We start from the raw sequence: 22,383 nt of genomic DNA on the forward strand, positions 1-22,383 counted from the left end.
GATTATCCTTGATGTTTCTCTAATGAATGATGGCGTATCTGGACTTGATGACCCAGTTGGGCGAAGTACTCACCGAGCTGTTGAGTGAGATACACCGAGCGATGTTTGCCGCCTGTACAGCCAATCGCAATGGTTAAATAACTGCGATTGTTTTTTTCCAGTAGCGGTAACCAATATTCAAAAAAACGTTGAATATGCAGTTTTAATTCAATCACATCGCTGTGACTTTCAAGAAACGATTTGATCGGTGCATCCAGTCCAGTGAGAGGGCGTAAATCTGGCTCCCAGTGAGGGTTGGGTAAAAAACGCACATCAAATACGTAATCCGCGTCGCTTGGTATACCATATTTAAAGCCAAAGGATTGGAAGACCATCACTAAATCACGCCGTTCACGCCCTTCGACTCGCATACGTACGGTCTCACTCAGCTCATGCAAAGATTGATTGCTGCTGTCTAGTAACAGATCCGCCTGCTCTTTTAATGGCGCTAATAGACACTTTTCCCGCTCGATGGCTTGAGCTAAGGTCGGTTTATCATCTTGTAATGATAAGGGATGAATGCGGCGTGTTTCACTGTAGCGTTTGAGCAGTGTCTCTTTACTGGCGTCCAGAAAGAGTACACTGACATCATTATTTTTTTTGAGTTGGTCTAAGACATCTTCCACCAAACTCGGTTCTTTCGGTAAGTTACGTATATCAATACTCACCGCGACATTTTGTTTGCTGTCTTGCACCGATTGTATGAAGGCATCTAATAAGCTAACGGGCAGGTTATCGACACAATAGTAACCTAAGTCTTCAAGGACTCGTAAGGCGACACTTTTCCCCGCGCCAGATTGACCACTCACTACAATTAAACGCATCACAAGACCTATTGAGGTTGATTGAGCATAATATCGTATAGCTCTTGGTCGCTTTCGGCGTGTCTGAGCTGCTTAAGAATTTGCTTGTCGTTGAGGCGTTCGGCCATGCAAGATAAGGTTTTCAAGTGTTCTTTACACTGCTCTTCTGGAACCAGTAAAGCAAATAAAAGATCAACCGGTCGGTTATCAATGGCATCAAACTCAATCGGTTCAGCACACTGAATCAATACGGCGACCGCCTTTTCACTGTCAGTCATTCGGGCATGGGGAATCGCAATACCATTGCCGATGCCAGTGCTGCCCATTTTTTCACGACTGAGCATGCATTCAAACAGCTCAGTGGCATTTTGACCAGTATGTTGAGCGGCGATTTCACTGATGATTTCTAATGCTCGTTTCTTGCTAGAACATTGGACTGCACTTTTGGTGCAGTCCAATGAGAGTACTTCGCTTAATTGCATGTTAATGGCTACTTAGCTTTTCTTTATGCTTGTTGAGTTGACGAGAGAGTTTATCCACTAAACTGTCGATCGCGGCGTACATATTTTCATCGTCTGCCGTCGCGTGGATTTCTCCCTGGTTTACGTGGAGCGTAGCTTCGGCGATCTGGCGAAGTTTTTCAACCCGTAAAATCACTTGAGTGGTATTGATATGCTCGAAAAAGCGCTCAAGCTTTTGAAACTTCGAATGAACATAGTCTTGCATTGCATCGGTAAGATCAATGTGGTGGCCTTGGATATTGATTTGCATAGACATTCCTTCTCTGTTGGGCCTTATAACAGGCGTTTCCGCTGACTCGAGGGCGCAATCGCCAAGGATTCACGGTATTTTGCAATGGTCCGTCTTGCTACCTGAATCCCTTGATCAGCGAGTAGGGCTGCGATTTTGCTATCACTTAATGGTTTCGCTGGGTTTTCTGCCGCCACCAATTTTTTAATCAGGGCGCGAATCGCAGTCGATGAACACTCTCCGCCATTATCGGTACTGACATGACTTGAGAAAAAGTACTTTAATTCAAAAATACCCCGTGGGGTGTGCATGTATTTCTGGGTCGTCACTCGAGAAATGGTTGACTCATGCATTTCCACGATCTGTGCCACGTCATTTAACACCATCGGTTTCATGGCTTCTTCGCCATATTCGAAGAAATCGCGTTGATGTTCAACTATGCACTTGGCAACTTTGAGCAAGGTCTCGTTTCGGCTTTCTAGGCTCTTAATTAACCACTTTGCCTCTTGCAAATTCGACCGAATGTAGTTGCTGTCAGGATTATTACCGCGGGCAAGACTAGCGTATTGCTGATTGATCTTTAATTTCGGGACGCTATCGGGATTAATGCTGACTTGCCATTTACCTCGGTCTTTATAAACCGAGACATCGGGAACGACATATTCTGCTTGTTCTTGAGAGATTCGATTACCTGGACGAGGATCTAACTGTTGAATCAGTTGTAGCGCGTCACGTAAGGCCTCTTCTTTGAGTTTGCTCTCTTTAACAATCAATTTAAAGTCACGATTACCCAACAGGTCGATGTAATCAGTGAGTAGCAGTTTGGCTTCGCTTAACCAAGGTGTCTCACTCGGATAGGTTGCCAATTGCAGTAATAAGCAATCTTGCAGATTGATCGACGCGACGCCAAGGGGATCAAACTGTTGGATACGTTTGCGAACCGCTTCTACTTCATCGAGTTCGATCTCTTGTTCTGCGAAGTTTTCTAAAATCTCACTCAGCGGGACAGTGAGGTAACCGTGATCGTCGATCGCGTCGATTAACGCTCGGGCGATGGTACGATCGGTATCACTAAAGGGGGTCAGATCCAGTTGCCACAATAAATAATCTTGTAGCGTTTCGGTGGTCTCTCCTTGATAAACCGGTAAGTCATCGTCGAAGGCTAACCCCGTACTGCCACTGTTAGCGCTGTAGACATCATCCCAAGTGGCGTCCATTTCTAGTTCGGCACTGATTTCTGATTTTTCGATTAATTGTGAACTGTCTTCTGGTTCGCTCGCCTCTGCACTGGGAGCTGGGTCTTCATTGCGCGCAGAGTTGTCGTTAGCGGAGAACTCTTCAATGGTCTCTTCAACATCCAGTAGCGGGTTAGAGATCAAAGCTTCTTGGATCTCTTGTTGTAGATCCAAGGTAGAGAGTTGCAGCAAACGGATGGCTTGCTGCAACTGGGGAGTCATGGCTAACTGTTGACCAAGCTTGAGCTGTAATGAAGGTTTCATTCAGTATTAACTACCTTGTCTAGGTGATGCCTTACTTGATGTTTATCCTGCGACGTTAATGCCTATCCTACTGATCATCGATAAGTAGTCGTACTGTAATCATAGACGGAATTGTTCACCAAGATAAACCTGTTTTACTTGTTCATTATTCAGGACTTCGTGTGGTGTACCTTCGGCAATCAAACGTCCTTGACTGACAATATAGGCTTTTTCACACACGTCGAGGGTTTCTCGTACGTTATGGTCGGTGATCAGCACACCCAGTCCACGATCGCGCAAGTGCTCAATGATTTTCTTAATATCAATGACTGAAATCGGATCGACGCCAGCAAATGGCTCATCGAGTAAGATAAATTTCGGATTGGCAGCCAATGCGCGGGCAATTTCTACTCGGCGGCGTTCACCGCCTGACAGTGCCATGCCGGCACTATGACGAATATGTTGGATATGAAACTCTTCGAGAAGATCTTCAAGTTTATCTTGTCGCTCTTCATGGGTCATTTCTTCACGCGTTTGTAAGACCGCCATGATGTTATCCTCGACCGATAATTTGCGAAAAATCGAGGCTTCTTGCGGTAGATAACCAATGCCTAGTCGTGATCGGCTGTGCATCGGCAAAATGCTAATGTCTTTATCGTCGATCATGATCGAACCTTCATCGCGCGCGACCAAGCCAACAATCATATAGAATGAGGTGGTTTTACCGGCACCATTGGGGCCAAGTAAACCGACGATCTGCCCAGATTCAACTTGTAGGCTCACATCGGAGACAACTTTACGTTTTTTATAGCTTTTGGCTAAATGTTCTGCTTTGAGTATCGACATAATTAATCTTGCTGCACGGCTTGAGGTTGAAGAATGGTAGAGACGCGTTCCGATCCCTGTCCATCAGCAATCAGTTTTTGTGATGAGATCTGATAGCGAATTTGCTGACCCCGGATCTCGCTGTCATCTTGAGCTAACATCGCTTGACCAATCATCAGCAGTTCGTCGTCAGCCATTTTGTAATACAGCTGCTTTGCTTGACCGTGCAAGGTTTTTCCCTCATCGGTCAACTGGGAAAAGGTGGCAGGATTGCCATAACCTTCAATTTGTTCGATTTTGCCGTTTTCCGGATTACGAATCACGACCAGTCGTTCAGCATTGATATTAATACTGCCCTGAACCAGTTTAACATTAGAAATATAGGTCACTCGGTTGTTCTTCATATCCAACTGCAGGCTATCTGAGTTGATATGAATGGGCTGTTGGGTATCAGTAGACAGAGCCAATGTCGGTGCCGAAGCAAATAAACAAGCCAAAAGACTAAGGTGTGAAAGTTTCATATCTACCTTGTACATGGTTATAGAGAACCGCCGAATGGTCAGACAAATTACCCTTCATCGCCTGCCCGTGAGTTTCAAACTGTGGCCCGATCAACGTGACTTGGCTATCAGACCAAAAGTCACGATTATCAAGTTGAATGCTAAATTTACTGGTTGTGAGTCGTTCAAAGCTAGAATCGGCCAATAAATTATGGGCCACAACGTCATCATAAAGGATCAACACTTGCTGTTTAGTGAGAATTCCGCGTTTTGCCGTTAATTGCCACTCTTGGGTTGTTCCATCTCGATACACTTTAAGGACGGGATACTCAAACGTCGTGTTGCCACTTTCCGCATAAAAATCTAAGTGTTGTGAGATAATCTCATAATTCCGTACACCTTGTTGATTGTAGGTGACGTTGTTGAGATGTTTGCCGCTGAACATCGGCAGCTCAAAATTTGGGGTAACTTGAATCGCCGTCGATTGATCTTTATCCAGCAGATAATACCCCGACCAAGCAGCAACAAAAAATAAACAAAGATAAAGGATACGAGTCAAGCTCATATGCTCAGACCTTGATAGGTTTCCAGTTGATCTCGAGCTTGTAAAATAAGATCACAGACTTCACGTACCGCCCCATGTCCCCCTTTAATATGAGTGACATAATTGGCTTTTTGAACCAGCAAAGGGTGTCCATCAGCGACACATACTTTGAGTGCGACCTTGTCCATGACGGGCCAATCGATCAGATCATCGCCAATATAAGCGGTGTGTTCTGGGGCAATGGCCAGCTTTTGATAAATATCGTGATAAGCACTGAGCTTATCATCTTGGCCTTGGTAAACCAGTGAAATACCTAACGCTTTCATGCGATTTTCGACTATTTTTGACTGACGACCTGTAATGATCGCAATCTGAATTCCCGCTTTCATTAGAGACTTTACGCCATAGCCATCGCGGGTATGGAAGGTTTTTAGCTCTTCCCCCTGGTTACCCATGTAGACCAACCCGTCAGAGAACACACCGTCAACATCACAAATCAGCAGTTGGATCTGCTTAGCGATGGCGAATACGTTGGCATCCACTTGGCCATATAAAGTGGTGATTGGTTGAGTCATCACATCACTCCTGCTTTGAGTAGATCGTGCATATTTAAAGCGCCAACCAACTTATGGTTATCGACCAGCATTAAGCCATTAATGCGTTTCTCTTGCATTAAGTTTAGCCCTTCTACCGCGAGTAGGTGGGGGGAAGCAACGGTTGGGTTTTGCGTCATGACTTGCTCGATAGTCGCGCTATGAATATCCACTCGTTTATCGAGAATTCGGCGCAGATCGCCATCAGTGAAAATCCCCACTAAGCGATCATCGTCGCTGACGACGGCGGTCATGCCTAAGCCTTTTTGACTGATTTCTAGTAGTGCTTCTCTGATCAGTGCATTAGGCGAAACTTTAGGCAGCGCTTCTCCTTGGTGCATGATATCCGATAGCTTAAGCAGTAATTTACGGCCAAGAGCACCACCAGGATGTGATAACGCAAAATCTTCAGCGGTAAACCCCCGTGCTTGCAGAAGTGCAACGGCTAATGCATCGCCCATGACTAACGTCGCTGTGGTGCTTGATGTCGGCGCTAAACCTAGCGGACAGGCTTCTTCAGGAACGGTGATTTGTAAATGGATATCGGCCAAGTTCGCCATGGTTGAACGGGGGTTACCAGTCATACTGATGATGCGATTATTGAGCCGTTTTAATACCGGAAATAGCGCTAGAATCTCAGAAGATTCACCAGAGTTAGAAATGGCAAGCACAATATCACCGCGTTCTATCATACCAAGATCGCCATGCGAGGCTTCGCCTGGGTGTACGAAAAAAGCCGAAGTGCCTGTACTGGCTAACGTCGCGGCAATTTTTTTACCAATATGCCCAGATTTACCGATCCCCATTACGGCGACTTTACCCTGTTTATTCGCGATAATCATTTCACACGCTTGAGTAAAATCAGCATTAAAGTACTGTTCTAATTGTTGTAATCCGGCAATTTCAGTGGCCAGCACTTGCTGAGCAACACGGCGGTAATCAAAGTTTTCAGACATTCCCATTCCCTACATTAAGCAGCCATATTCATCAATAAATACCCTTGATAGGCAATGAATATGATAAACAGTACAGCACCCTCGAGACGGTTAATACTGCGTGATTTACCAAGGGCCATGATCACTAGTAATAATGAGACCGCTAACATGACCCAAAAGTCACGGCCCATGACGCTATCGCTCAGTATCGATGGGTTTAAAATCCCAGGAATACCCATTACGGCAAGAATATTAAACACATTCGAGCCGATGATATTGCCGACGGCCATATCATCTTCACCTTTTAATACTCCAGCCAGCGAGGCAGCAAGTTCTGGTAAGCTGGTTCCGACGGCAATAATCGTCAGTCCGATAACCAAATCACTCATACCAAAATACTTGGCAATGATCACTGAGTTATCAACAAGCATGCTGGCCGCAAAAGGCAGTAGTATTAGACCAATAACGACCCAGATGATGGCTTTTTTATTACTCACATCGCTTGGAATCTCTGATTCACATTCAGCCAATAAGGCATCACCATTTTGCTGCTCTTTACGACTAATGTGTAACATCGCTAAGATAAACACCGCAAAGAGAACAAACAGCAGAATACCTTCATAAAAGCCTAAATAGCTATTCCAGAGCAGAAGACCGGATAATAACGTCACGCCAACCATCAGTGGTAATTCGCGACGCAAGACCATTGAACTGATTGATAATGGTTTAATTAATGCCGTGATGCCGAGGATCAACGCAATATTGGCGATGTTCGAACCGAGTACGTTACCCACCGCGGTATCCGTTTTGCCATCTAAAGCGGCGGTAGCTGAAACCATCATTTCAGGGGCTGATGAGCCCATCGCTAAAATAGTCATCCCGATAACTAAGGGAGAAATACCGACGTTACGTGCGATGGCGGCAGCGCCAAAAACCAGCTTATCGGCACTCCAAACCAGTAGAATCAGGCCGACAATCAGTAATCCAGTGGCTTCGAGCATGGCGATTCCTAATCTCAATAAAAAATGAATGAGTAACCGCTAATTTTGACGTGTTGGTCACTAAAAGGGAAGTCGAAGATAACATTTATTGTGGCATTTTTATCAAGGGTTTTCATGCGTGATTGCGCTTAATTGAGAGAAATCGGACGCTTTACTTACACTTTGTTACCGATTTTTCCGGATAGTCAAAGGTTCGATGACGTTTTCATCACTCTTCTTATCGTCAGTGATGTAAGGTTATTAGAGCAAAATATCACTGGCCGGAGAGAGGGCTTGTCGAATGACTAATTGAACAGCGCTTTTAATTTAGGCCTAATCTGCTTATGATTGCGCATTATCTGGATGGAAAACCACAACAGCGAATCGAGAGTATGTCCGAAACTGATCTAGTGACCATCAATAAGTTAACCTTTTCCCGAGCCAATCGTCTCATCTTTGATCAGGTGAGTCTGCAGGTACCGAAAGGGAAAATCACCGCCATTATGGGGCCTTCTGGAATAGGCAAGACGACCTTGTTACGTTTGATTGGTGGTCAACTCCTGCCTGAAGCCGGTGACATTTGGTTTGATGGCGATAATATTCCCCATTTATCACGTAAACAGCTTTATCAAGCCCGTAAAAAAATGAGCATGCTTTTCCAATCAGGTGCTCTATTTACCGATCTTAATGTGTTTGATAATGTCGCCTTTCCACTTCGCGAACATACGAAATTAAACGAGGCGTTGATAAAAACACTGGTCCTTCTTAAGCTTGAAGCGGTGGGTTTACGCGGAGCTGCCCATTTAATGCCAAGCGAGCTGTCTGGTGGTATGGCACGTCGAGCCGCCTTGGCGCGAGCCATCGCGCTTGATCCGGAACTGATCATGTACGATGAACCGTTTGTTGGCCAAGATCCTATCACCATGGGAGTTCTGGTTGAGCTGATCCGTAACTTAAATCAAGCATTAGGTTTAACGTCGGTGGTGGTGTCTCATGATGTGCCTGAAGTGATGAGTATTGCTGATTGGGTTTATTTATTGGCGGATGGCAAGGTGATTGCTTTTGGTACGCCGCAAGAACTGGAAAATAACCCAGATCCACGCGTGCAACAATTTTTACGCGGTGAAGCGGATGGGCCTGTTCCTTTTCGTTTTCCTGCGCAGTCGATAGAGAAGGACTTGTTTGATGGCCAATAATTGGGAGCAAGCAATCAGTCGCTTTGGTCGGCGCTGTTTAGGCGTTGGCGAATCTTTTGGGCGAGCGAGCTTGATGCTGTTTGGGGCTCTGGTGGGAAGACCAAGACCGATCCAACATTTACCTCTGCTGATTAAACAATTGTACAGCGTTGGCGTACAGTCTCTGGCGATTATTATCGTCTCAGGCCTGTTTATTGGCATGGTTCTCAGCTTGCAAGGTTATGTAATCCTAGTTGATTTTGGGGCTGAAACCAGCTTAGGGCAAATGGTGGCCTTGTCGTTATTGCGTGAGCTTGGCCCTGTTGTCACGGCATTGCTGTTCGCGGGACGAGCCGGTTCGGCGTTGACGGCGGAAATTGGCTTAATGAAAGCTACCGAACAAATCTCCAGTTTAGAAATGATGGCCGTGGATCCGCTTAAGCGAATCATTGCCCCACGTTTGTGGGCTGGACTGATTTCTATGCCTTTACTGGCGATGATCTTTATGGCAGTAGGCATTTGGGGTGGGCATTTAGTCGGCGTTGATTGGAAAGGTATTGATCAAGGTAGTTTTTGGTCGGTAATGCAATCGTCGGTTGAATTAGGTAGAGATATTGGTAACAGCGTGATCAAATGTGTGGTCTTTGCGATCACGGTAACTTGGATCGCGCTGTTTAACGGTTATGACGCTATTCCTACTTCAGAAGGGATTAGCCGAGCGACAACACGTACCGTGGTACACTCGTCTTTGGCGGTGTTAGCACTGGATTTTGTTCTGACCGCATTGATGTTTGGGAATTAAACATGCAGCAAACACGAAAAGTAGAATTTTGGGTAGGGAGTTTTGTGCTAGCAGGAATTTGCGCAATTCTTATTATGATTTTTCACGTAGCTGACGTGAAAGGGTTAGGTTCAAACGATACTTACTCATTAACCGCTGAGTTCGATAATATCGGCAATTTGAAAGTTCGCTCACCAGTCAAAGTGGGTGGTGTAGTCGTGGGGCGCGTATCCGATATTCAGCTGGATCGTCATCGTTTATTGCCGGTTGTGACCATGGCAATCGATAGTCGATATGATCAGTTTTCTGAAAACTCCAGTGTGAAAATACTCACTTCAGGATTAATTGGTGAGCAATACATAGGTTTAGTGCCCGGATTTGTCTTTGATGATGAGCAAATGCTCAAAGATGGTGATCATATTGAAGACACCAAATCAGCGCTGGTATTGGAAGATTTAATCGGCCAAGTGCTGTACAGCGTCGGCAGTTCAGACAGTAAAAAACAGGAGTAAATCATGTTGAAACGGTATTGGGTTTTAGTACTAGGCCTGTTTTTTTCATTGGCAATTCAAGCCGAAGTGATTGATAAAACGCAGCCTTATCAGATGATGAAACAAGTGGCAGAAAAGTCATTTGCTCGTTTAAAAGCCGAACAACCTAAGATTCGCGACAATCCTGAGTATCTTAAAGTCATTGTTGAAGAAGAGCTGATGCCTTACATCAATGAGCAGTATGCAGCGTTGAAACTACTCGGCACACATTTACAAGGGGCTAATCGTGAAGAGGTTGGCCAGTTCATTACGGCGTTTCGCGCTTATATGGTGACAAGCTATGCACAAGCCTTAACTCAATATAACGATCAGCGCGTTGAGTTTGCTCCTGAAGTTCCAGTCCCAGAAGGGCGACGGATTACTGGCGTACAGGTGGAACTGATCGACCCACCAAGACCGAATGTGAAAATTGAATTCCGTCTGCGTCAGGAGAGAAATGGAGAATGGAAAGGATTTGATATGATTGCAGAAGGGATCAGTTTGTTATCAAGTAAGCAATCTGAGTGGAGCGGTAAAATCCGTCAAGACGGGATCTTAGCGGTCGCGAAAGAGTTGCAACGCTTATCAGAGCAACCGATCCGTTTTGAGAGTGAGTCACAATGAGTGAGCAATGGCAAATGACCAATCCTGAACACGCCTTATTAAAAGGCGCGCTGGATAGAGAAACCGTTCCTAACTTGTGGCGTCATTTACAAACTTGGCAACCGACGGCTTTGCAATGCGAGATTTCTTTAGCAGAGGTACAACGTATCGATTCTGCGGGGATGGTAATGCTCATTCACTTAATAGAGCATGCAAAAACACAAAACTGTCATATAATGCTGAGTTTTGTGCCACAACAACTGCGCACATTATTTCAGTTGAGCAACATCGAAGCGATGATGGCTCAACATATTCAACCATTAGCAGGGGTGAATTGTGGATAGCACACAAGTACAACAATTATTACAACAAGCGCTCAACCTTGAAGAGCTACATGTCAAAGGTGAGGGTAGCCATTATGAAGTGATCGCGATTGATGCGAGCTTCGAGACGATGAGTCGAGTGAAAAAACAGCAACTGATTTATGCTCCATTAATGGCGTACATTCAGCGTAATGATATTCACGCGGTATCAATCAAAACGTTCACCCCACAAGAGTGGGCTCGCAATAAAAAGTTGATGTCGCTGTAAGGTTTTTTAATGGAAAAATTTCGAGTTATTGGGTCAGATAAGCCGCTGCAAGGTGAAGTGACCATTTCCGGTGCAAAAAATGCTGCACTGCCTATTTTATTTGCGTCCATTTTGGCCGAAGAACCAATTGAAGTCGCTAACGTCCCTCACTTACGTGACATTAATACCACGATGGAACTGCTCAAACGCTTAGGCGCAAAAGTGGAACGTAATGGTTCGGTTCATGTTGACGCTAGCCAAATTAACCAATATTGCGCGCCATACGACCTCGTAAAAACCATGCGTGCCTCTATTTGGGCATTGGGTCCACTGGTTGCGCGCTTTGGTCAAGGCCAAGTTTCGCTACCCGGTGGTTGTGCGATTGGTGCACGTCCCGTCGATTTGCATATTCATGGCCTCGAGCAATTGGGTGCGACGATTACGTTAGAAGACGGTTATGTCAAAGCGAGCGTTGATGGGCGCTTACAAGGTGCGCATATTGTTATGGACAAAGTCAGTGTCGGTGCCACGATTACCATCATGTGTGCCGCGACATTGGCAGAAGGTAAAACGGTATTAGATAACGCTGCTCGAGAGCCGGAAATTGTTGATACTGCTGCCTTTTTAAATAAACTCGGCGCTAAAATTACCGGTGCAGGTACAGACAGTATCACTATCGAGGGTGTTGAACGTCTTGGTGGTGGTCGTCATGCTGTGGTTGCTGATCGCATTGAAACGGGCACCTTTTTAGTTGCTGCGGCAGTCTCTCATGGCAAGATCCTCTGTCGCAATACCAAAGCCAGTTTACTGGAAGCGGTACTCGCTAAATTAGAAGAAGCTGGCGCAGAAATTGAAACTGGCGATGATTGGATAAGTTTGGACATGACTGGGCGAGAGCTGAAAGCCGTGTCAATTCGCACCGCTCCCCATCCTGGTTTTCCGACCGATATGCAAGCCCAATTTACTCTCCTGAATATGATGGCCAAAGGTGGCGGTAAAATTACCGAAACCATCTTTGAAAACCGTTTTATGCACGTACCTGAATTGATGCGTATGGGAGCCAAAGCCGAAGTTGAGGGGAACACGGTGATTTGTGGTGATGTCGAATCATTGAGTGGAGCTCAAGTGATGGCAACGGATCTACGAGCTTCCGCGAGCTTAGTGATCGCGGGTTGTATTGCTAAAGGTGAAACCATCGTTGATCGGATTTATCATATCGATCGTGGCTATGAACGCATCGAAGATAAATTGTCGGCGTTAGGGGCTCATATCGAACGTGTCAGTGAGCCAAACTAACGGGCTCAAGGGTTAATGAGCCGAAATTTTAGGATTTCGGCTTTTTTATTTAAGCTCCATTGGAGAATCTGCATGATTGCTGTCTTGCGTCTTTTGGCATTAGCTCTATTTGCTGTTGTGATGTTTGTTTTTGGATGTGGCTATTGTTTGCTCAGTCCGCGCAATCCAAAACACGTTTTCACCTTTGGCCGTCTGTTTGCCAAAATGTCTCGGGTATTTGGTATTACTTTAGAGCTGCGTATTCCTGAGGATGCTTATCATCGTGGTCAGGCGATTTATATTGCTAACCATCAAAATACTTGGGATCTTTTTACCGTCTCTGCGGCGGTAACGCCTAAAGTGGTCACGGTAGGCAAAAAAAGCCTATTATGGACGCCGTTGTTTGGTCAGTTGTATTGGCTAACCGGCAATATTTTGATTGATCGCAGCAATAAGGCCAAAGCCAAAGGCACGATTGATCAAGTGGTGGATAGTATGAATAACAGTGACGTTTCGGTCTGGATGTTCCCTGAAGGAACGCGTTCCCGTGGCCGGGGGTTACTGCCTTTTAAAGCGGGTGCTTTTCATGCTGCGATAGGTGCGAAAGTGCCGATTATTCCGATCGTCTGTAGTTCTACCAATCATTTACGTTTAAATCGTTGGAAGAATGGTCATGTGATTGTCGAAATGCTGCCGCCCGTTAGTACGGAAGGGTTAACTCGAGAACAAGTCCGTGAATTATCTAAGCAGTGTCACCATGATATGCAAATCAAATTGGCTGAACTTGATGCCGAAGTGGCGCGATTAGATGCTCAACCAGCTCGTGGATAATTGTCTTTTATAGAATCACTGAGCCGTTGAAGTCTCGCTAATACATCAGAGAAAAGAAAAAAGGTTGCTTATCAAGCAACCTTTTTTATCGCGAGAACGCTTATCGACGAACAGCGATCGCTTCAATTTCAATCCCAACATCTTTCGGTAAACGAGCCACCTCAACGCAAGAACGTGCAGGGTAATTGGCGACGTTGTGATCATCAAAAAATTGACCGTATACTTGATTTACGGTCGCAAAATCATTGAGATCTTTGACAAACACGGTCATTTTAACGATATCACCTACCGTTAATCCTGCCGATTCAACCACCGCTTTAACGTTATCTAAAGATTGTTTTGCTTGAGCAGCGATATCAGCAGGGACTTCACCTGTCACTGGGTTTACAGGGATTTGGCCTGAAGTCAACACCATGTTACCTAAATCAATTCCCTGAATATAAGGACCGATTGCCGCTGGAGCCGATTCGGTATGCAGAACTTTAGTCATGCGAGTTATTCCATAATCTTGATTAAAAATGAGTTTTTAGTGTGCCTCTAAACCTAGTAGAGGTAAAGAGGCAATCGGCAGAACCTTGGCGGTTTGCACTTCGTTTATGGATGTTACGTCGTTAGTACGAATGAACTCTGTTTAGGCTTCGCGTTCGGTGACCACTTCGCGTGAAAAGACTTTCTCACAGTATTTACATTTAAGACGAATTTCATTGGCTTTCTCAAAAATGCGGAAGCTACTCTCAACGGGTTCATTGTGTGAGATACAGTTGCTGTTTGGGCAAGCAAAAACGTTATTGATCTTTTCTGGCAGCGTTAAGGCTAATTTTTTAACGACTTGATAATCTTCTATTTGGTTAACCGTTGCATGGGGGGCATAAAGTGCGAGTTTATTGGCTTGATCTTCGTTGATAAAGACATTCTCTATCTTCAGGAGATCTTTATGGCCAAGTGCAGAAGAGGGAAGATTGAGTCCAATAGTGACGCGTTGGTGAGAGTTGTGCATATCAAATAAACGCAAGACTTTGATCCCAACCTTGGCTGGGATGTGATCAATAACCGTCCCGTTTTTAATCGCTTCAACTTGCAGTTTAGTCTCTTTATTCATGTTCGGCTCCATTACAGTGACTCATTTAACACAAGGGCGAGCAGTGCTTCACGGGCATAGACCCCATTCTCGGCTTGTTGAAAGAAGTAGGCGTGAGAGGTTTTATCGACATCCGTTGTGATTTCATCAACCCGTGGCAACGGATGGAGGACTTTCATGTTTGCGCGAGCGTCTTGCAGCATCGTCGCCGTTAATACGAAGGCGGATTTAATATGCGCGTATTCTGATTCATCGAAACGTTCTTTTTGGACTCGTGTCATGTATAAAATGTCGAGTTCAGGGATCACGCTTTCCATATCGCTATGTAGGCTGTATTGCAGCCCGGCATCATCAAGTTCTTCACAAATGTAATCGGGCATTGCCAGTGCTTCTGGAGCGACAAAGAAGAAGCGGTTGTTGTCAAATTTCGCCAATGCTTGAGTTAAAGAGTGAACAGTACGGCCATATTTCAAATCACCAACAAAGGCGATGTTTAAGTTATTTAAACGGCCTTGAGTTTCAAAAATGGAGAATAAGTCGAGCAGGGTTTGTGTCGGATGTTGATTCGAACCATCACCAGCATTAATCACCGGTATGCCATTGGAAAATTCAGAAGCAAGACGAGCGGCTCCCTCTTGAGGATGACGCATAACAAATGCATCAACGTAAGAGGCTATCACCTGAACTGAATCGGCTAAGGTTTCGCCTTTTTTAGCCAGTGACGTATTACCACCATTATCAAAACCAATCACGCTGCCACCGATACGTTGTACCGCTGTTTCAAAAGAGAGTCGCGTTCGAGTTGAGGGTTCGAAAAAACAACTGGCAATAACCTTATCTTTAATCAGAGTCGGTTTCGGTTCTGCTTTTAGCTGACCTGCGGTGTGGACAATCAATTCCAGTTCTGCTCGTGATAGCTCAGAAATGGAGATGATGTGCTTTTGGTAAAGCGAATTGGTCATAATGTCTTCCCTTGCTTGGTGTTTCGGCCATAAAAAAGCCCCCCGATCTGGGAGGCTATTTATTATCAATAAAGGGTAACAACGCATTGACTAGTAAGCAAAATTGCTCACCGCAATGAAGCATAGAAACATGGTTGATATCGTTTCTGTTCACAAGCCACCCCTTAGACAAATTGCTGGGCATTATACGCCGAACTTTTCTCAAGGCAAGCGTTTGCTTAGTGAGTTTTTCGTTTACTTATTAACCATTAAATGCATGGTTATCCACCTAAGGTGGCGACCATCACGGCTTTGATGGTATGGAGTCGGTTTTCCGCTTGATCAAACACGATCGCGTGTTCGGACTCAAACACTTCTTCAGTAACCTCTAAGCCTTGCATACCATATTTTTCGGCTACTTGTTTACCAACGGTGGTTTGATCATTATGAAAGGCGGGTAAGCAGTGCATGAATTTAACGTGAGGATTCCCCGTGGCACGAATAGCCGCCATATTAACTTGATAAGGCGTCATGATCGTCACGCGTTCGTCCCACGCTTCGGGTTCTTCTCCCATTGAGACCCAAACATCGGTGTAGAGGAAATCGCAGCCTTTGACGCCTTCTGCCACATCTTCGGTCAAGGTAATACTTGCCCCTGTTTGTTGGGCAATACTTTGACAAATATCGACTAATTGACGATCTGGCCAGAAAGCTTTAGGAGCGACTAAGCGAATATCCATGCCCATTTTTGCCGCGCCGACCATGAGTGAATTACCCATGTTATTGCGCGCATCACCAAGATAAGCAAAGCGGATTTGATTTAGAGCTTTACCATGAGAAAACTCTTGCATGGTTAGGAAATCAGCCAGAATTTGCGTTGGATGAAACTCATCAGTCAGGCCATTCCATACTGGAACCCCAGCATATTGGCCAAGTTCTTCGACGATCGATTGACCATAACCGCGATATTGGATGCCATCGTACATACGGCCCAATACTCGTGCGGTATCTTTCATCGATTCTTTATGGCCAATTTGCGATCCGGAAGGGCCAATATAGGTGACTTGAGCGCCTTGATCAAAGGCGGCAACTTCAAAAGCGCAGCGGGTACGTGTGGAGGCTTTCTCAAAAATAAGCGCGATGTTTTTGCCCAGCAAGGTTTTTTGCTCGGTGCCTGAGTATTTGGCTCGCTTTAAGTCCGCCGCTAGACTCAACAAAAATTGAATTTCTTGGGGAGTGAAGTCAAGTAATTTTAGAAAATTACGCTGACGCAAATTAAAAGCCATATCGAGTCCTTAACCATAAAAAAGAATAGGACCAGTTAAACATATAAATGCTATAAAAGTGAATAATTATTTTTTGTTGAGCGGTGAGTTATGTGAAATAACTCACCGCATTGGATTACAAGTTTTCTTCCGCAAATTCGGCTAAGCGGCTGCGGACGACACCATTGAGATGGATGTTGGCACTGCCTTCGAAGTTTTTGAAACGCTCAACCATATAGGTAAGCCCTGAGGTTACTGGTGTGAGGTAGTGGGAATCAATTTGTGCCAAGTTACCTGAACAGACAATTTTGGTTCCTTCTCCACAACGAGTAATGATGGTTTTAATTTGTGATGCGGTTAAGTTTTGGCACTCATCCAATAAGACAAAGGCATTTTGTATTGAGCGGCCACGCATAAAGTTGATCGACTTAAATTGAATATTGGCTTTATCACAGATGTATTTGAGCGAGCCCTCGGTACAGTGATCGTGCTTGTGCAGCGCTTCTAAAGTATCGGTGATGGCGGCTAACCACGGCATCATTTTCTCTTCTTCACTACCCGGTAAAAAGCCAATCGACTCACCAATGTCGGGTGTGTTGCGAGTCACAATGATTTTATCGAACATTTTGCGTTCGATGGTTTGGTCTAAGGCGGCCGCCATAGCCAGTAACGTTTTACCACTACCGGCCGCGCCGGTGAGAATGACTAGATCAATCTCAGGATCGAGCAAGGCATCTAATGCCATGGCTTGATAAATGTTTTTTGGCATAATGTCCCAGACTTTGCGGTGCATGAGCCGTTCACGTCCAAGATCACGTAGGGTTATTGAGTCATCGCTGAGGGTTTCGACTCGAGCGGTGAAGTCACTTTCTTCATCCAATACATATTGATTAATGTAGGTGGGTTCGAAGGGTTTGCGATCCAATTTATGGAAAGTTTTGCCTCCCAGAGTATAACTGTCCACACTATCGACATTATCCCAAAAATTACCGGGACGGGTCTGAAAGCCTTTTGTTAGGTATTGTACATCGTCAATTAATTGGTCAGTTCGGTAATCTTCAACAAAGCGTACTCCCGCTCCCTTCGCACGTAAACGCATGTTGATGTCTTTGGTGATTAATACCACCGAACGCGGTGCGCGCTTATTTTGTAGGTGCAATACGGCATTCAAGATCCGATTGTCTCCCTCCTTGTCGGTAAACGCTTTAACCGTTTCATGCACTTCGTAATCGGCCAAAATGGCAATCGTTCCTTTATTGCCACCTGAATTTTTTAAGGGGATACCTTCAGAGATCTCATCCGGTGTTGCATCGTGGAAAATGTTTTCCAAGGCACGGATGGCAACTCGTGCGTCTCGGGCTACATCGCGTTTGCTGTCTTTAATTCTGTCGAGTTCTTCGAGGACGGTCATCGGGATGACGACGTCGTGTTCTTGGAAGGAGTAAATTGCAAGAGGTTCATGCAATAGTATGTTGGTGTCTAGGACAAACAGTTTCCGGTCAGTATCGCCCATAAGCGTCTCCTTGCTATGTGATAGCGGGTATAATGAAGGTCTGCATTCTTGTGCTTACGATCGATTCTACGCTGTCGCCAGGTTGTCGATCACTGCGGATAGAAGGCAAACTGGTATGGATACTCTCTGTTTGAACAAGCATATCGTATGCCAACAAATCTTACTTCGACGTAAGCTGATACCAGTTTGGTATCGTTTGGCAACCTGCTGGTCTTTTTCAGTATAGCAACCTATTGAATTAGCATTGCCATTAAAATGTGACACTTTGATGTCAGCCAGCCACTCAAGAAAAAAAGCGTGGAATGGGCGTGACCTGTATCACGCCATCAAGTAAGATTAGCGACCTTTTTCTGCACCATAACGGTAGGACAAGTAGACTTTTTCTTGACGCCGGTGCAGTCACGGTAACGGATAATGTTTAATCCCAATAGATGAGGTAGTCTTGATGACTTTTGCTTTAGGGCAACGCTGGATAAGTGATACAGAAAGTGATTTAGGGTTGGGTACAGTGGTCGCGATGGACGCTCGTACAGTGACGTTAATGTTTGCCGCATCCGAAGAGAACCGAGTGTATGCGCGTCATGATGCGCCAGTCACACGAGTGGCTTTTAATGTCGGTGATACGGTTGATAGTCAAGAAGGTTGGTCACTCAATGTTGAACAAGTGGTGGAAGATCAGGGCGTACTCACCTATTTAGGGACTCGTGAAGATACTCAACAAGCAGGCATTGCATTGCGAGAGATTTTTCTGAGTAACCAAATCCGCTTCAATAAGCCACAAGATAAGTTGTTTGCTGGGCAAATTGATCGGATGGATAACTTTGTGTTGCGTTATCGTGCGTTGACCAATCAATACCAGCAGCATAAAAGCCCAATGCGCGGCCTATGTGGTATGCGTGCGGGGTTAATTCCTCATCAATTATACATTGCCCATGAAGTGGGTCGCCGTTATGCCCCTCGTGTCTTGTTAGCCGATGAAGTAGGTCTTGGTAAAACCATCGAAGCGGGGATGATCATTCATCAGCAAGTGTTGGCTGGACGTGCAGAGCGGATTTTAATTGTGGTGCCTGAAACATTGCAGCATCAGTGGCTGGTAGAAATGCTACGCCGCTTTAACTTGCACTTTTCGGTATTTGATGAAGAGCGCTGTGTTGAGGCCTATGCCGAAGCGGATAATCCGTTTGAAACCCAGCAATATGTTTTATGTTCATTAGATTTCTTACGTAAAAGCCGGCAACGTTTTGAACAAGCGCTCGAAGCGGAATGGGATCTGTTAGTGGTTGATGAGGCGCACCATTTACAATGGAGCCAAGATAAACCGAGTCGTGAATATCAAGTCATCGAAGGATTAGCAGAACGCACACCCGCGGTATTATTGTTAACCGCGACACCAGAGCAATTGGGACGCGAAAGTCATTTTGCTCGTTTACGCTTGTTGGATGCGGATCGTTTTTATGACTATGACGCGTTTGTTAAAGAAGAAGAGCAATATGCGCCTGTCGCTGATGCCGTGAGTGCGCTGTTATCTGGTCTTGTATTGACTGATACCGCAAAAAATCAAATCGCGGAATTATTATCTGAGCAGGACGTCGAGCCCTTACTGCGGGTACTAGACAGTCAAGCTGACGAACAGGAAAAAGCCGCTGCCCGTGATGAGTTGATCAGCAATCTTATGGATCGCCACGGTACAGGACGCGTTCTATTTAGAAATACGCGCGCTGCGATTAAAGGCTTCCCTAAGCGGAACGTGCATTTATTGCCGATGGAGATTCCAGCGCAGTACAGTACTTCAATGCGCGTCGCGGGGATGATTGGTGGTAAGCTGAGTCCACAAGCGCGAGCGATGAAAATGCTCTATCCAGAAGAAATCTTCCAAGAGTTTGAAGGCGATGATGCGAGCTGGTGGCAGTTTGATTCACGAGTCAATTGGTTGATTGATAAGGTTAAAGCCAAACGTAGCGAAAAGATTTTAGTCATTGCATCTCGCTCAAGTACCGCGTTGCAATTAGAGCAAGCTCTTCGTGAGCGAGAAGGGATCCGCGCGACGGTGTTCCATGAAGGAATGTCGATCATTGATCGCGATAAAGCGGCGGCTTATTTTGCTCAAGAAGAGGGCGGAGCTCAGGTACTGATTTGTAGTGAAATTGGCTCTGAAGGACGTAACTTCCAGTTTGCTCACCAACTGGTTATGTTTGATCTGCCGTTTAACCCTGATTTGCTTGAGCAGCGGATTGGTCGCTTAGATCGTATTGGTCAAGAAAATGACATCGATATTTATGTACCTTATTTGCAAGGGACGTCACAAGGGATTCTGGCTCGCTGGTTTAATGAAGGATTGAATGCTTTTGCCGAAACGTGTCCAACTGGGCGTGCGGTCTACGATCAATTCTCCGAAGCTTTGATCGCAATGCTAGCCACGGCAGACAGCAGTGAATTGGAGAGCGTGATCGAGGCTTCAGCTAAGCTTAATCAAACCCTAAAAAGCCAATTGGAACAAGGGCGTGACCGTTTATTGGAAATGCACTCGAATGGTGGAGAAAAAGCGTTGCAGATCGCTCAGTCGATTGCAGAAACCGATGGTGATACCAATCTGGTTTCTTTCGCATTAAGTTTGTTTGATGCCGTTGGGTTAAATCAAGATGACCGTGGTGACAATGCTTTAGTGGTTACGCCTTCTGAACATATGATGGTTTCGAGTTATCCCGGTTTGCCTTATGAAGGGGCGACGATTACTTTTGACCGTAATACAGCGCTCTCTCGTGAAGATATGCACTTTATCAGTTGGGAGCACCCGATGATTCAAGGTGGGATTGATCTTCTAATGAGTGAAGGGGTTGGCGTTTGTGCGGTATCATTGTTGAAAAATAAAGCGCTGCCAGTGGGGACGATTCTATTAGAGATGGTCTATCTGGTGGATGCTCAAGCGCCTAAGAGCAGCGGTATCAGCCGTTTCTTACCCGCAACCCCTATCCGTATTCTGATGGATGGCCGCGGCAATGATTTATCGGCGCAAGTCGATTTTGAAAGCTTTAATCGCCAGTTAAGCCCGGTGAATCGTCATTTAGCCAGTAAATTGGTGGCTTCTGTGCAGGCTGAAATACATCGTTTAATCGTCGCCAGCGATCCTGCGGTTAGCGCGAAAGTAGAGGCAATTCGTGAGCAGGCCAAGCAGGAGATGGAGAATAACTTGCACGCAGAGTTGGCACGTTTATTGGCACTAAAAGCGGTTAACCCGAATATCCGTGATGAAGAGATCAGCGCATTAGAGCAGCAGATGAGCGCATTAAGTGGGTATATTTCTCAAGCGCAATATCAACTTGATTCACTGCGTTTGATTGTGGTTTCACATAACTAACGTTATATCTCGTACGCTTTAATGTTAAAAGGCTTTGTCAAATGACAAAGCCTTTTTTGATCCGTTCGAATCGGACGTGAAATAGAGCATCCGCTTTTACGATTAGATTAGCCATTTCCACCAAATAAACAGCGCTAAGAAGCCGAATAGATAAATCAATCCGACGATCGATAACGCTCGCGTTTTTTTACCGAGCGCTAATTCGGCTGGTAAAGGGGTCTTAGTGACTAAGATGTAATTAAGTAGGGCAAAAAATGGCGTGGTCATAAACGCCATTACCATGGCAAAGTTGAGCATCGGCATCAAGGCAAACGCCCAAAAGACAATGATGGCTAACGCCAGCGCTGAAACGATAAATAGCCATGTTTGAAACAAACGAGGCGAAGCGTGAGTTTTATGTTGCAGTAAACGCTGTGCTTCGGCAATTACACGCGAATAGCCATCAATCACGGTAATCGTGCTGCCAAAAATACAGAAAAAGGCGATAACAGCAATCAAATAGCGCGACCATTCACCAATGGTGGAAGCGTACAAACCAACCAGCTGATGAGAAAATCCAATCCCTGATTGTGCCAGTTCAACCCCTGTACCGTGTAGCACCAAACTGCCCAGGGCAAGAAACACGATAGCGAGCACGGCAGTACCAATATAGCCGACATTAAAATCAAACAGTGCTGACTGTGCAGTCACATTTTGTTGGCGGCGCTGACTTTTTAGCCACATTGAGGTTAAGCTCGAAATTTCAATCGGTGCCGGCATCCAGCCCATCGTCACGACAATAAAACCGATCGCAGCGAATGTCCAAGGTGAGGGCGTTTCGCTGACCACGGTTAATGGGGCAGGCCCAGTTGCGGCAATAAAGACTGCGGTGAGAGTCGCTAGGGTGAGCACTCAGGGCGTCCGCATGAATGGTTAGAATTTAGCCGCCAACTTAAATCCAGCTAACAAGACTTGCTCCAAGAAGCCGGGGTTCATCATGCAACGCTTCTGCTTCATTGGCACACTAATTTTGGTTGGCT

General features: G+C 45.4%; 24 protein-coding genes and 1 pseudogene. 9 read left to right on the forward strand and 16 right to left on the reverse strand.

Annotated features, from left to right (window positions below; all coding sequences use genetic code 11):
* Positions 1–2: 2 nt before the first annotated feature.
* From rapZ to FKN88_RS13265, 10 genes are all read right to left on the reverse strand, one after another.
* Complete coding sequence (gene rapZ, locus FKN88_RS13220) at positions 3–863, reverse strand: RNase adapter RapZ (protein WP_154170061.1); 861 nt, start codon at positions 861–863, stop codon at positions 3–5.
* Between the two features lie 8 nt (positions 864–871).
* On the reverse strand, positions 872–1,324 hold the full coding sequence (gene ptsN, locus FKN88_RS13225) for a PTS IIA-like nitrogen regulatory protein PtsN (protein WP_004394582.1): 453 nt from the start codon (positions 1,322–1,324) through the stop codon (positions 872–874).
* Position 1,325: 1 nt separating this feature from the next.
* Positions 1,326–1,613 (reverse strand): ribosome hibernation promoting factor, encoded by a 288-nt coding sequence (hpf, locus tag FKN88_RS13230; RefSeq protein WP_004394583.1) that lies wholly within the window; start codon positions 1,611–1,613, stop codon positions 1,326–1,328.
* A 23-nt stretch (positions 1,614–1,636) separates the two neighbouring features.
* The gene (locus tag FKN88_RS13235) at positions 1,637–3,091 is read right to left on the reverse strand and encodes an RNA polymerase factor sigma-54 (protein ID WP_004394584.1); all 1,455 of its coding nucleotides are present in this window, start codon (positions 3,089–3,091) and stop codon (positions 1,637–1,639) included.
* Between the two features lie 99 nt (positions 3,092–3,190).
* A complete protein-coding gene (lptB, locus tag FKN88_RS13240) occupies positions 3,191–3,916 on the reverse strand; it encodes an LPS export ABC transporter ATP-binding protein (RefSeq protein ID WP_004394585.1) in 726 nt (241 codons plus the stop codon).
* 2 nt (positions 3,917–3,918) lie between these two features.
* On the reverse strand, positions 3,919–4,416 hold the full coding sequence (gene lptA / locus FKN88_RS13245; RefSeq protein WP_040904005.1) for a lipopolysaccharide transport periplasmic protein LptA: 498 nt from the start codon (positions 4,414–4,416) through the stop codon (positions 3,919–3,921).
* Positions 4,397–4,960: an LPS export ABC transporter periplasmic protein LptC gene (gene lptC, locus FKN88_RS13250; protein WP_306687540.1), complete on the reverse strand. Its 564-nt coding sequence runs from the start codon at positions 4,958–4,960 to the stop codon at positions 4,397–4,399. Before lptC ends, lptA begins: the two co-directional genes overlap by 20 nt.
* Entirely contained in the window at positions 4,957–5,514 is a 558-nt protein-coding gene (gene kdsC / locus FKN88_RS13255; protein WP_154170065.1) for a 3-deoxy-manno-octulosonate-8-phosphatase KdsC, read from the reverse strand. Before kdsC ends, lptC begins: the two co-directional genes overlap by 4 nt.
* A complete protein-coding gene (locus FKN88_RS13260) occupies positions 5,514–6,488 on the reverse strand; it encodes a KpsF/GutQ family sugar-phosphate isomerase (RefSeq protein ID WP_004394588.1) in 975 nt (324 codons plus the stop codon). Before FKN88_RS13260 ends, kdsC begins: the two co-directional genes overlap by 1 nt.
* 14 nt (positions 6,489–6,502) lie before the next feature.
* Positions 6,503–7,468 carry a calcium/sodium antiporter gene (locus FKN88_RS13265; RefSeq protein ID WP_154170067.1) on the reverse strand — a complete coding sequence of 322 codons (966 nt, stop codon included), beginning with the start codon at positions 7,466–7,468 and terminating at the stop codon, positions 6,503–6,505.
* A 371-nt stretch (positions 7,469–7,839) separates the two neighbouring features.
* On the opposite strand from FKN88_RS13265, the gene mlaF reads away from it, so the two are divergent.
* The 8 genes from mlaF (at position 7,840) to FKN88_RS13305 (ending at position 13,212) form a co-directional block, all read left to right on the forward strand.
* Positions 7,840–8,643, forward strand: a complete 804-nt coding sequence (gene mlaF, locus FKN88_RS13270) for a phospholipid ABC transporter ATP-binding protein MlaF (RefSeq protein WP_040904029.1) — start codon at positions 7,840–7,842, stop codon at positions 8,641–8,643.
* The gene (gene mlaE / locus FKN88_RS13275) at positions 8,633–9,424 is read left to right on the forward strand and encodes a lipid asymmetry maintenance ABC transporter permease subunit MlaE (RefSeq protein WP_154170069.1); all 792 of its coding nucleotides are present in this window, start codon (positions 8,633–8,635) and stop codon (positions 9,422–9,424) included. Before mlaF ends, mlaE begins: the two co-directional genes overlap by 11 nt.
* A gap of 2 nt (positions 9,425–9,426) precedes the next feature.
* Complete coding sequence (gene mlaD / locus FKN88_RS13280; RefSeq protein WP_154170071.1) at positions 9,427–9,915, forward strand: outer membrane lipid asymmetry maintenance protein MlaD; 489 nt, start codon at positions 9,427–9,429, stop codon at positions 9,913–9,915.
* A 3-nt stretch (positions 9,916–9,918) separates the two neighbouring features.
* Positions 9,919–10,557 (forward strand): phospholipid-binding protein MlaC, encoded by a 639-nt coding sequence (locus FKN88_RS13285; protein ID WP_154170073.1) that lies wholly within the window; start codon positions 9,919–9,921, stop codon positions 10,555–10,557.
* Positions 10,554–10,880 (forward strand): lipid asymmetry maintenance protein MlaB, encoded by a 327-nt coding sequence (locus FKN88_RS13290; protein ID WP_040904013.1) that lies wholly within the window; start codon positions 10,554–10,556, stop codon positions 10,878–10,880. The genes FKN88_RS13285 and FKN88_RS13290 overlap by 4 nt, the downstream gene beginning before the upstream one ends.
* A complete protein-coding gene (ibaG, locus tag FKN88_RS13295) occupies positions 10,873–11,127 on the forward strand; it encodes a BolA family iron metabolism protein IbaG (RefSeq protein ID WP_004394594.1) in 255 nt (84 codons plus the stop codon). Before FKN88_RS13290 ends, ibaG begins: the two co-directional genes overlap by 8 nt.
* A 9-nt stretch (positions 11,128–11,136) precedes the next feature.
* Positions 11,137–12,402, forward strand: a complete 1,266-nt coding sequence (gene murA, locus FKN88_RS13300) for a UDP-N-acetylglucosamine 1-carboxyvinyltransferase (protein ID WP_154170075.1) — start codon at positions 11,137–11,139, stop codon at positions 12,400–12,402.
* Positions 12,403–12,474: 72 nt separating this feature from the next.
* Positions 12,475–13,212 carry a 1-acylglycerol-3-phosphate O-acyltransferase gene (locus FKN88_RS13305; RefSeq protein WP_306687541.1) on the forward strand — a complete coding sequence of 246 codons (738 nt, stop codon included), beginning with the start codon at positions 12,475–12,477 and terminating at the stop codon, positions 13,210–13,212.
* Positions 13,213–13,312: 100 nt separating this feature from the next.
* On the opposite strand, the gene FKN88_RS13310 is transcribed toward FKN88_RS13305, so the two are convergent.
* The 5 genes from FKN88_RS13310 to FKN88_RS13330 all read right to left on the reverse strand — a co-directional run bounded on the left by FKN88_RS13310 (position 13,313) and on the right by FKN88_RS13330 (position 18,009).
* Positions 13,313–13,702 carry a RidA family protein gene (locus tag FKN88_RS13310; RefSeq protein ID WP_004394597.1) on the reverse strand — a complete coding sequence of 130 codons (390 nt, stop codon included), beginning with the start codon at positions 13,700–13,702 and terminating at the stop codon, positions 13,313–13,315.
* 141 nt (positions 13,703–13,843) lie between these two features.
* The gene (gene pyrI / locus FKN88_RS13315; RefSeq protein WP_158138937.1) at positions 13,844–14,311 is read right to left on the reverse strand and encodes an aspartate carbamoyltransferase regulatory subunit; all 468 of its coding nucleotides are present in this window, start codon (positions 14,309–14,311) and stop codon (positions 13,844–13,846) included.
* Positions 14,312–14,322: 11 nt separating this feature from the next.
* A complete protein-coding gene (pyrB, locus tag FKN88_RS13320) occupies positions 14,323–15,252 on the reverse strand; it encodes an aspartate carbamoyltransferase (protein WP_154170077.1) in 930 nt (309 codons plus the stop codon).
* A gap of 260 nt (positions 15,253–15,512) precedes the next feature.
* Positions 15,513–16,517 (reverse strand): ornithine carbamoyltransferase, encoded by a 1,005-nt coding sequence (gene argF / locus FKN88_RS13325; protein ID WP_154170079.1) that lies wholly within the window; start codon positions 16,515–16,517, stop codon positions 15,513–15,515.
* 115 nt (positions 16,518–16,632) lie between these two features.
* The gene (locus FKN88_RS13330; protein WP_004394601.1) at positions 16,633–18,009 is read right to left on the reverse strand and encodes a PhoH family protein; all 1,377 of its coding nucleotides are present in this window, start codon (positions 18,007–18,009) and stop codon (positions 16,633–16,635) included.
* A 445-nt stretch (positions 18,010–18,454) separates the two neighbouring features.
* Here FKN88_RS13330 and rapA point away from each other — a divergent pair, with 445 nt between their 5' ends.
* Positions 18,455–21,364 carry an RNA polymerase-associated protein RapA gene (gene rapA, locus FKN88_RS13335; protein ID WP_154170081.1) on the forward strand — a complete coding sequence of 970 codons (2,910 nt, stop codon included), beginning with the start codon at positions 18,455–18,457 and terminating at the stop codon, positions 21,362–21,364.
* Between the two features lie 102 nt (positions 21,365–21,466).
* Here the strand turns inward: rapA and FKN88_RS13340 are convergent.
* A pseudogene (locus FKN88_RS13340) lies at positions 21,467–22,255 on the reverse strand (divalent metal cation transporter); the annotation flags it as partial.
* Positions 22,256–22,383 lie beyond the last annotated feature (128 nt).

Origin of the sequence: Vibrio sp. 2017_1457_13 (genome assembly GCF_030851525.1) — a bacterium.
GTDB classification, from domain to species: Bacteria; Pseudomonadota; Gammaproteobacteria; order Enterobacterales; family Vibrionaceae; genus Vibrio; species Vibrio metschnikovii.

Bases quoted from the DNA above. Each gene is read 5' to 3' on its own strand.
- rapZ (WP_154170061.1), bottom strand. From the start codon at position 863: ATGCGTTTAATTGTAGTGAGTGGTCAATCTGGCGCGGGGAAAAGTGTC.
- ptsN (WP_004394582.1), bottom strand. From the start codon at position 1,324: ATGCAATTAAGCGAAGTACTCTCATTGGACTGCACCAAAAGTGCAGTC.
- hpf (WP_004394583.1), bottom strand. From the start codon at position 1,613: ATGCAAATCAATATCCAAGGCCACCACATTGATCTTACCGATGCAATG.
- FKN88_RS13235 (WP_004394584.1), bottom strand. From the start codon at position 3,091: ATGAAACCTTCATTACAGCTCAAGCTTGGTCAACAGTTAGCCATGACT.
- lptB (WP_004394585.1), bottom strand. From the start codon at position 3,916: ATGTCGATACTCAAAGCAGAACATTTAGCCAAAAGCTATAAAAAACGT.
- lptA (WP_040904005.1), bottom strand. From the start codon at position 4,416: ATGAAACTTTCACACCTTAGTCTTTTGGCTTGTTTATTTGCTTCGGCA.
- lptC (WP_306687540.1), bottom strand. From the start codon at position 4,960: ATGAGCTTGACTCGTATCCTTTATCTTTGTTTATTTTTTGTTGCTGCT.
- kdsC (WP_154170065.1), bottom strand. From the start codon at position 5,514: ATGACTCAACCAATCACCACTTTATATGGCCAAGTGGATGCCAACGTA.
- FKN88_RS13260 (WP_004394588.1), bottom strand. From the start codon at position 6,488: ATGTCTGAAAACTTTGATTACCGCCGTGTTGCTCAGCAAGTGCTGGCC.
- FKN88_RS13265 (WP_154170067.1), bottom strand. From the start codon at position 7,468: ATGCTCGAAGCCACTGGATTACTGATTGTCGGCCTGATTCTACTGGTT.
- mlaF (WP_040904029.1), top strand. From the start codon at position 7,840: ATGTCCGAAACTGATCTAGTGACCATCAATAAGTTAACCTTTTCCCGA.
- mlaE (WP_154170069.1), top strand. From the start codon at position 8,633: ATGGCCAATAATTGGGAGCAAGCAATCAGTCGCTTTGGTCGGCGCTGT.
- mlaD (WP_154170071.1), top strand. From the start codon at position 9,427: ATGCAGCAAACACGAAAAGTAGAATTTTGGGTAGGGAGTTTTGTGCTA.
- FKN88_RS13285 (WP_154170073.1), top strand. From the start codon at position 9,919: ATGTTGAAACGGTATTGGGTTTTAGTACTAGGCCTGTTTTTTTCATTG.
- FKN88_RS13290 (WP_040904013.1), top strand. From the start codon at position 10,554: ATGAGTGAGCAATGGCAAATGACCAATCCTGAACACGCCTTATTAAAA.
- murA (WP_154170075.1), top strand. From the start codon at position 11,137: ATGGAAAAATTTCGAGTTATTGGGTCAGATAAGCCGCTGCAAGGTGAA.
- FKN88_RS13305 (WP_306687541.1), top strand. From the start codon at position 12,475: ATGATTGCTGTCTTGCGTCTTTTGGCATTAGCTCTATTTGCTGTTGTG.
- FKN88_RS13310 (WP_004394597.1), bottom strand. From the start codon at position 13,702: ATGACTAAAGTTCTGCATACCGAATCGGCTCCAGCGGCAATCGGTCCT.
- pyrI (WP_158138937.1), bottom strand. From the start codon at position 14,311: ATGAATAAAGAGACTAAACTGCAAGTTGAAGCGATTAAAAACGGGACG.
- pyrB (WP_154170077.1), bottom strand. From the start codon at position 15,252: ATGACCAATTCGCTTTACCAAAAGCACATCATCTCCATTTCTGAGCTA.
- argF (WP_154170079.1), bottom strand. From the start codon at position 16,517: ATGGCTTTTAATTTGCGTCAGCGTAATTTTCTAAAATTACTTGACTTC.
- FKN88_RS13330 (WP_004394601.1), bottom strand. From the start codon at position 18,009: ATGGGCGATACTGACCGGAAACTGTTTGTCCTAGACACCAACATACTA.
- rapA (WP_154170081.1), top strand. From the start codon at position 18,455: ATGACTTTTGCTTTAGGGCAACGCTGGATAAGTGATACAGAAAGTGAT.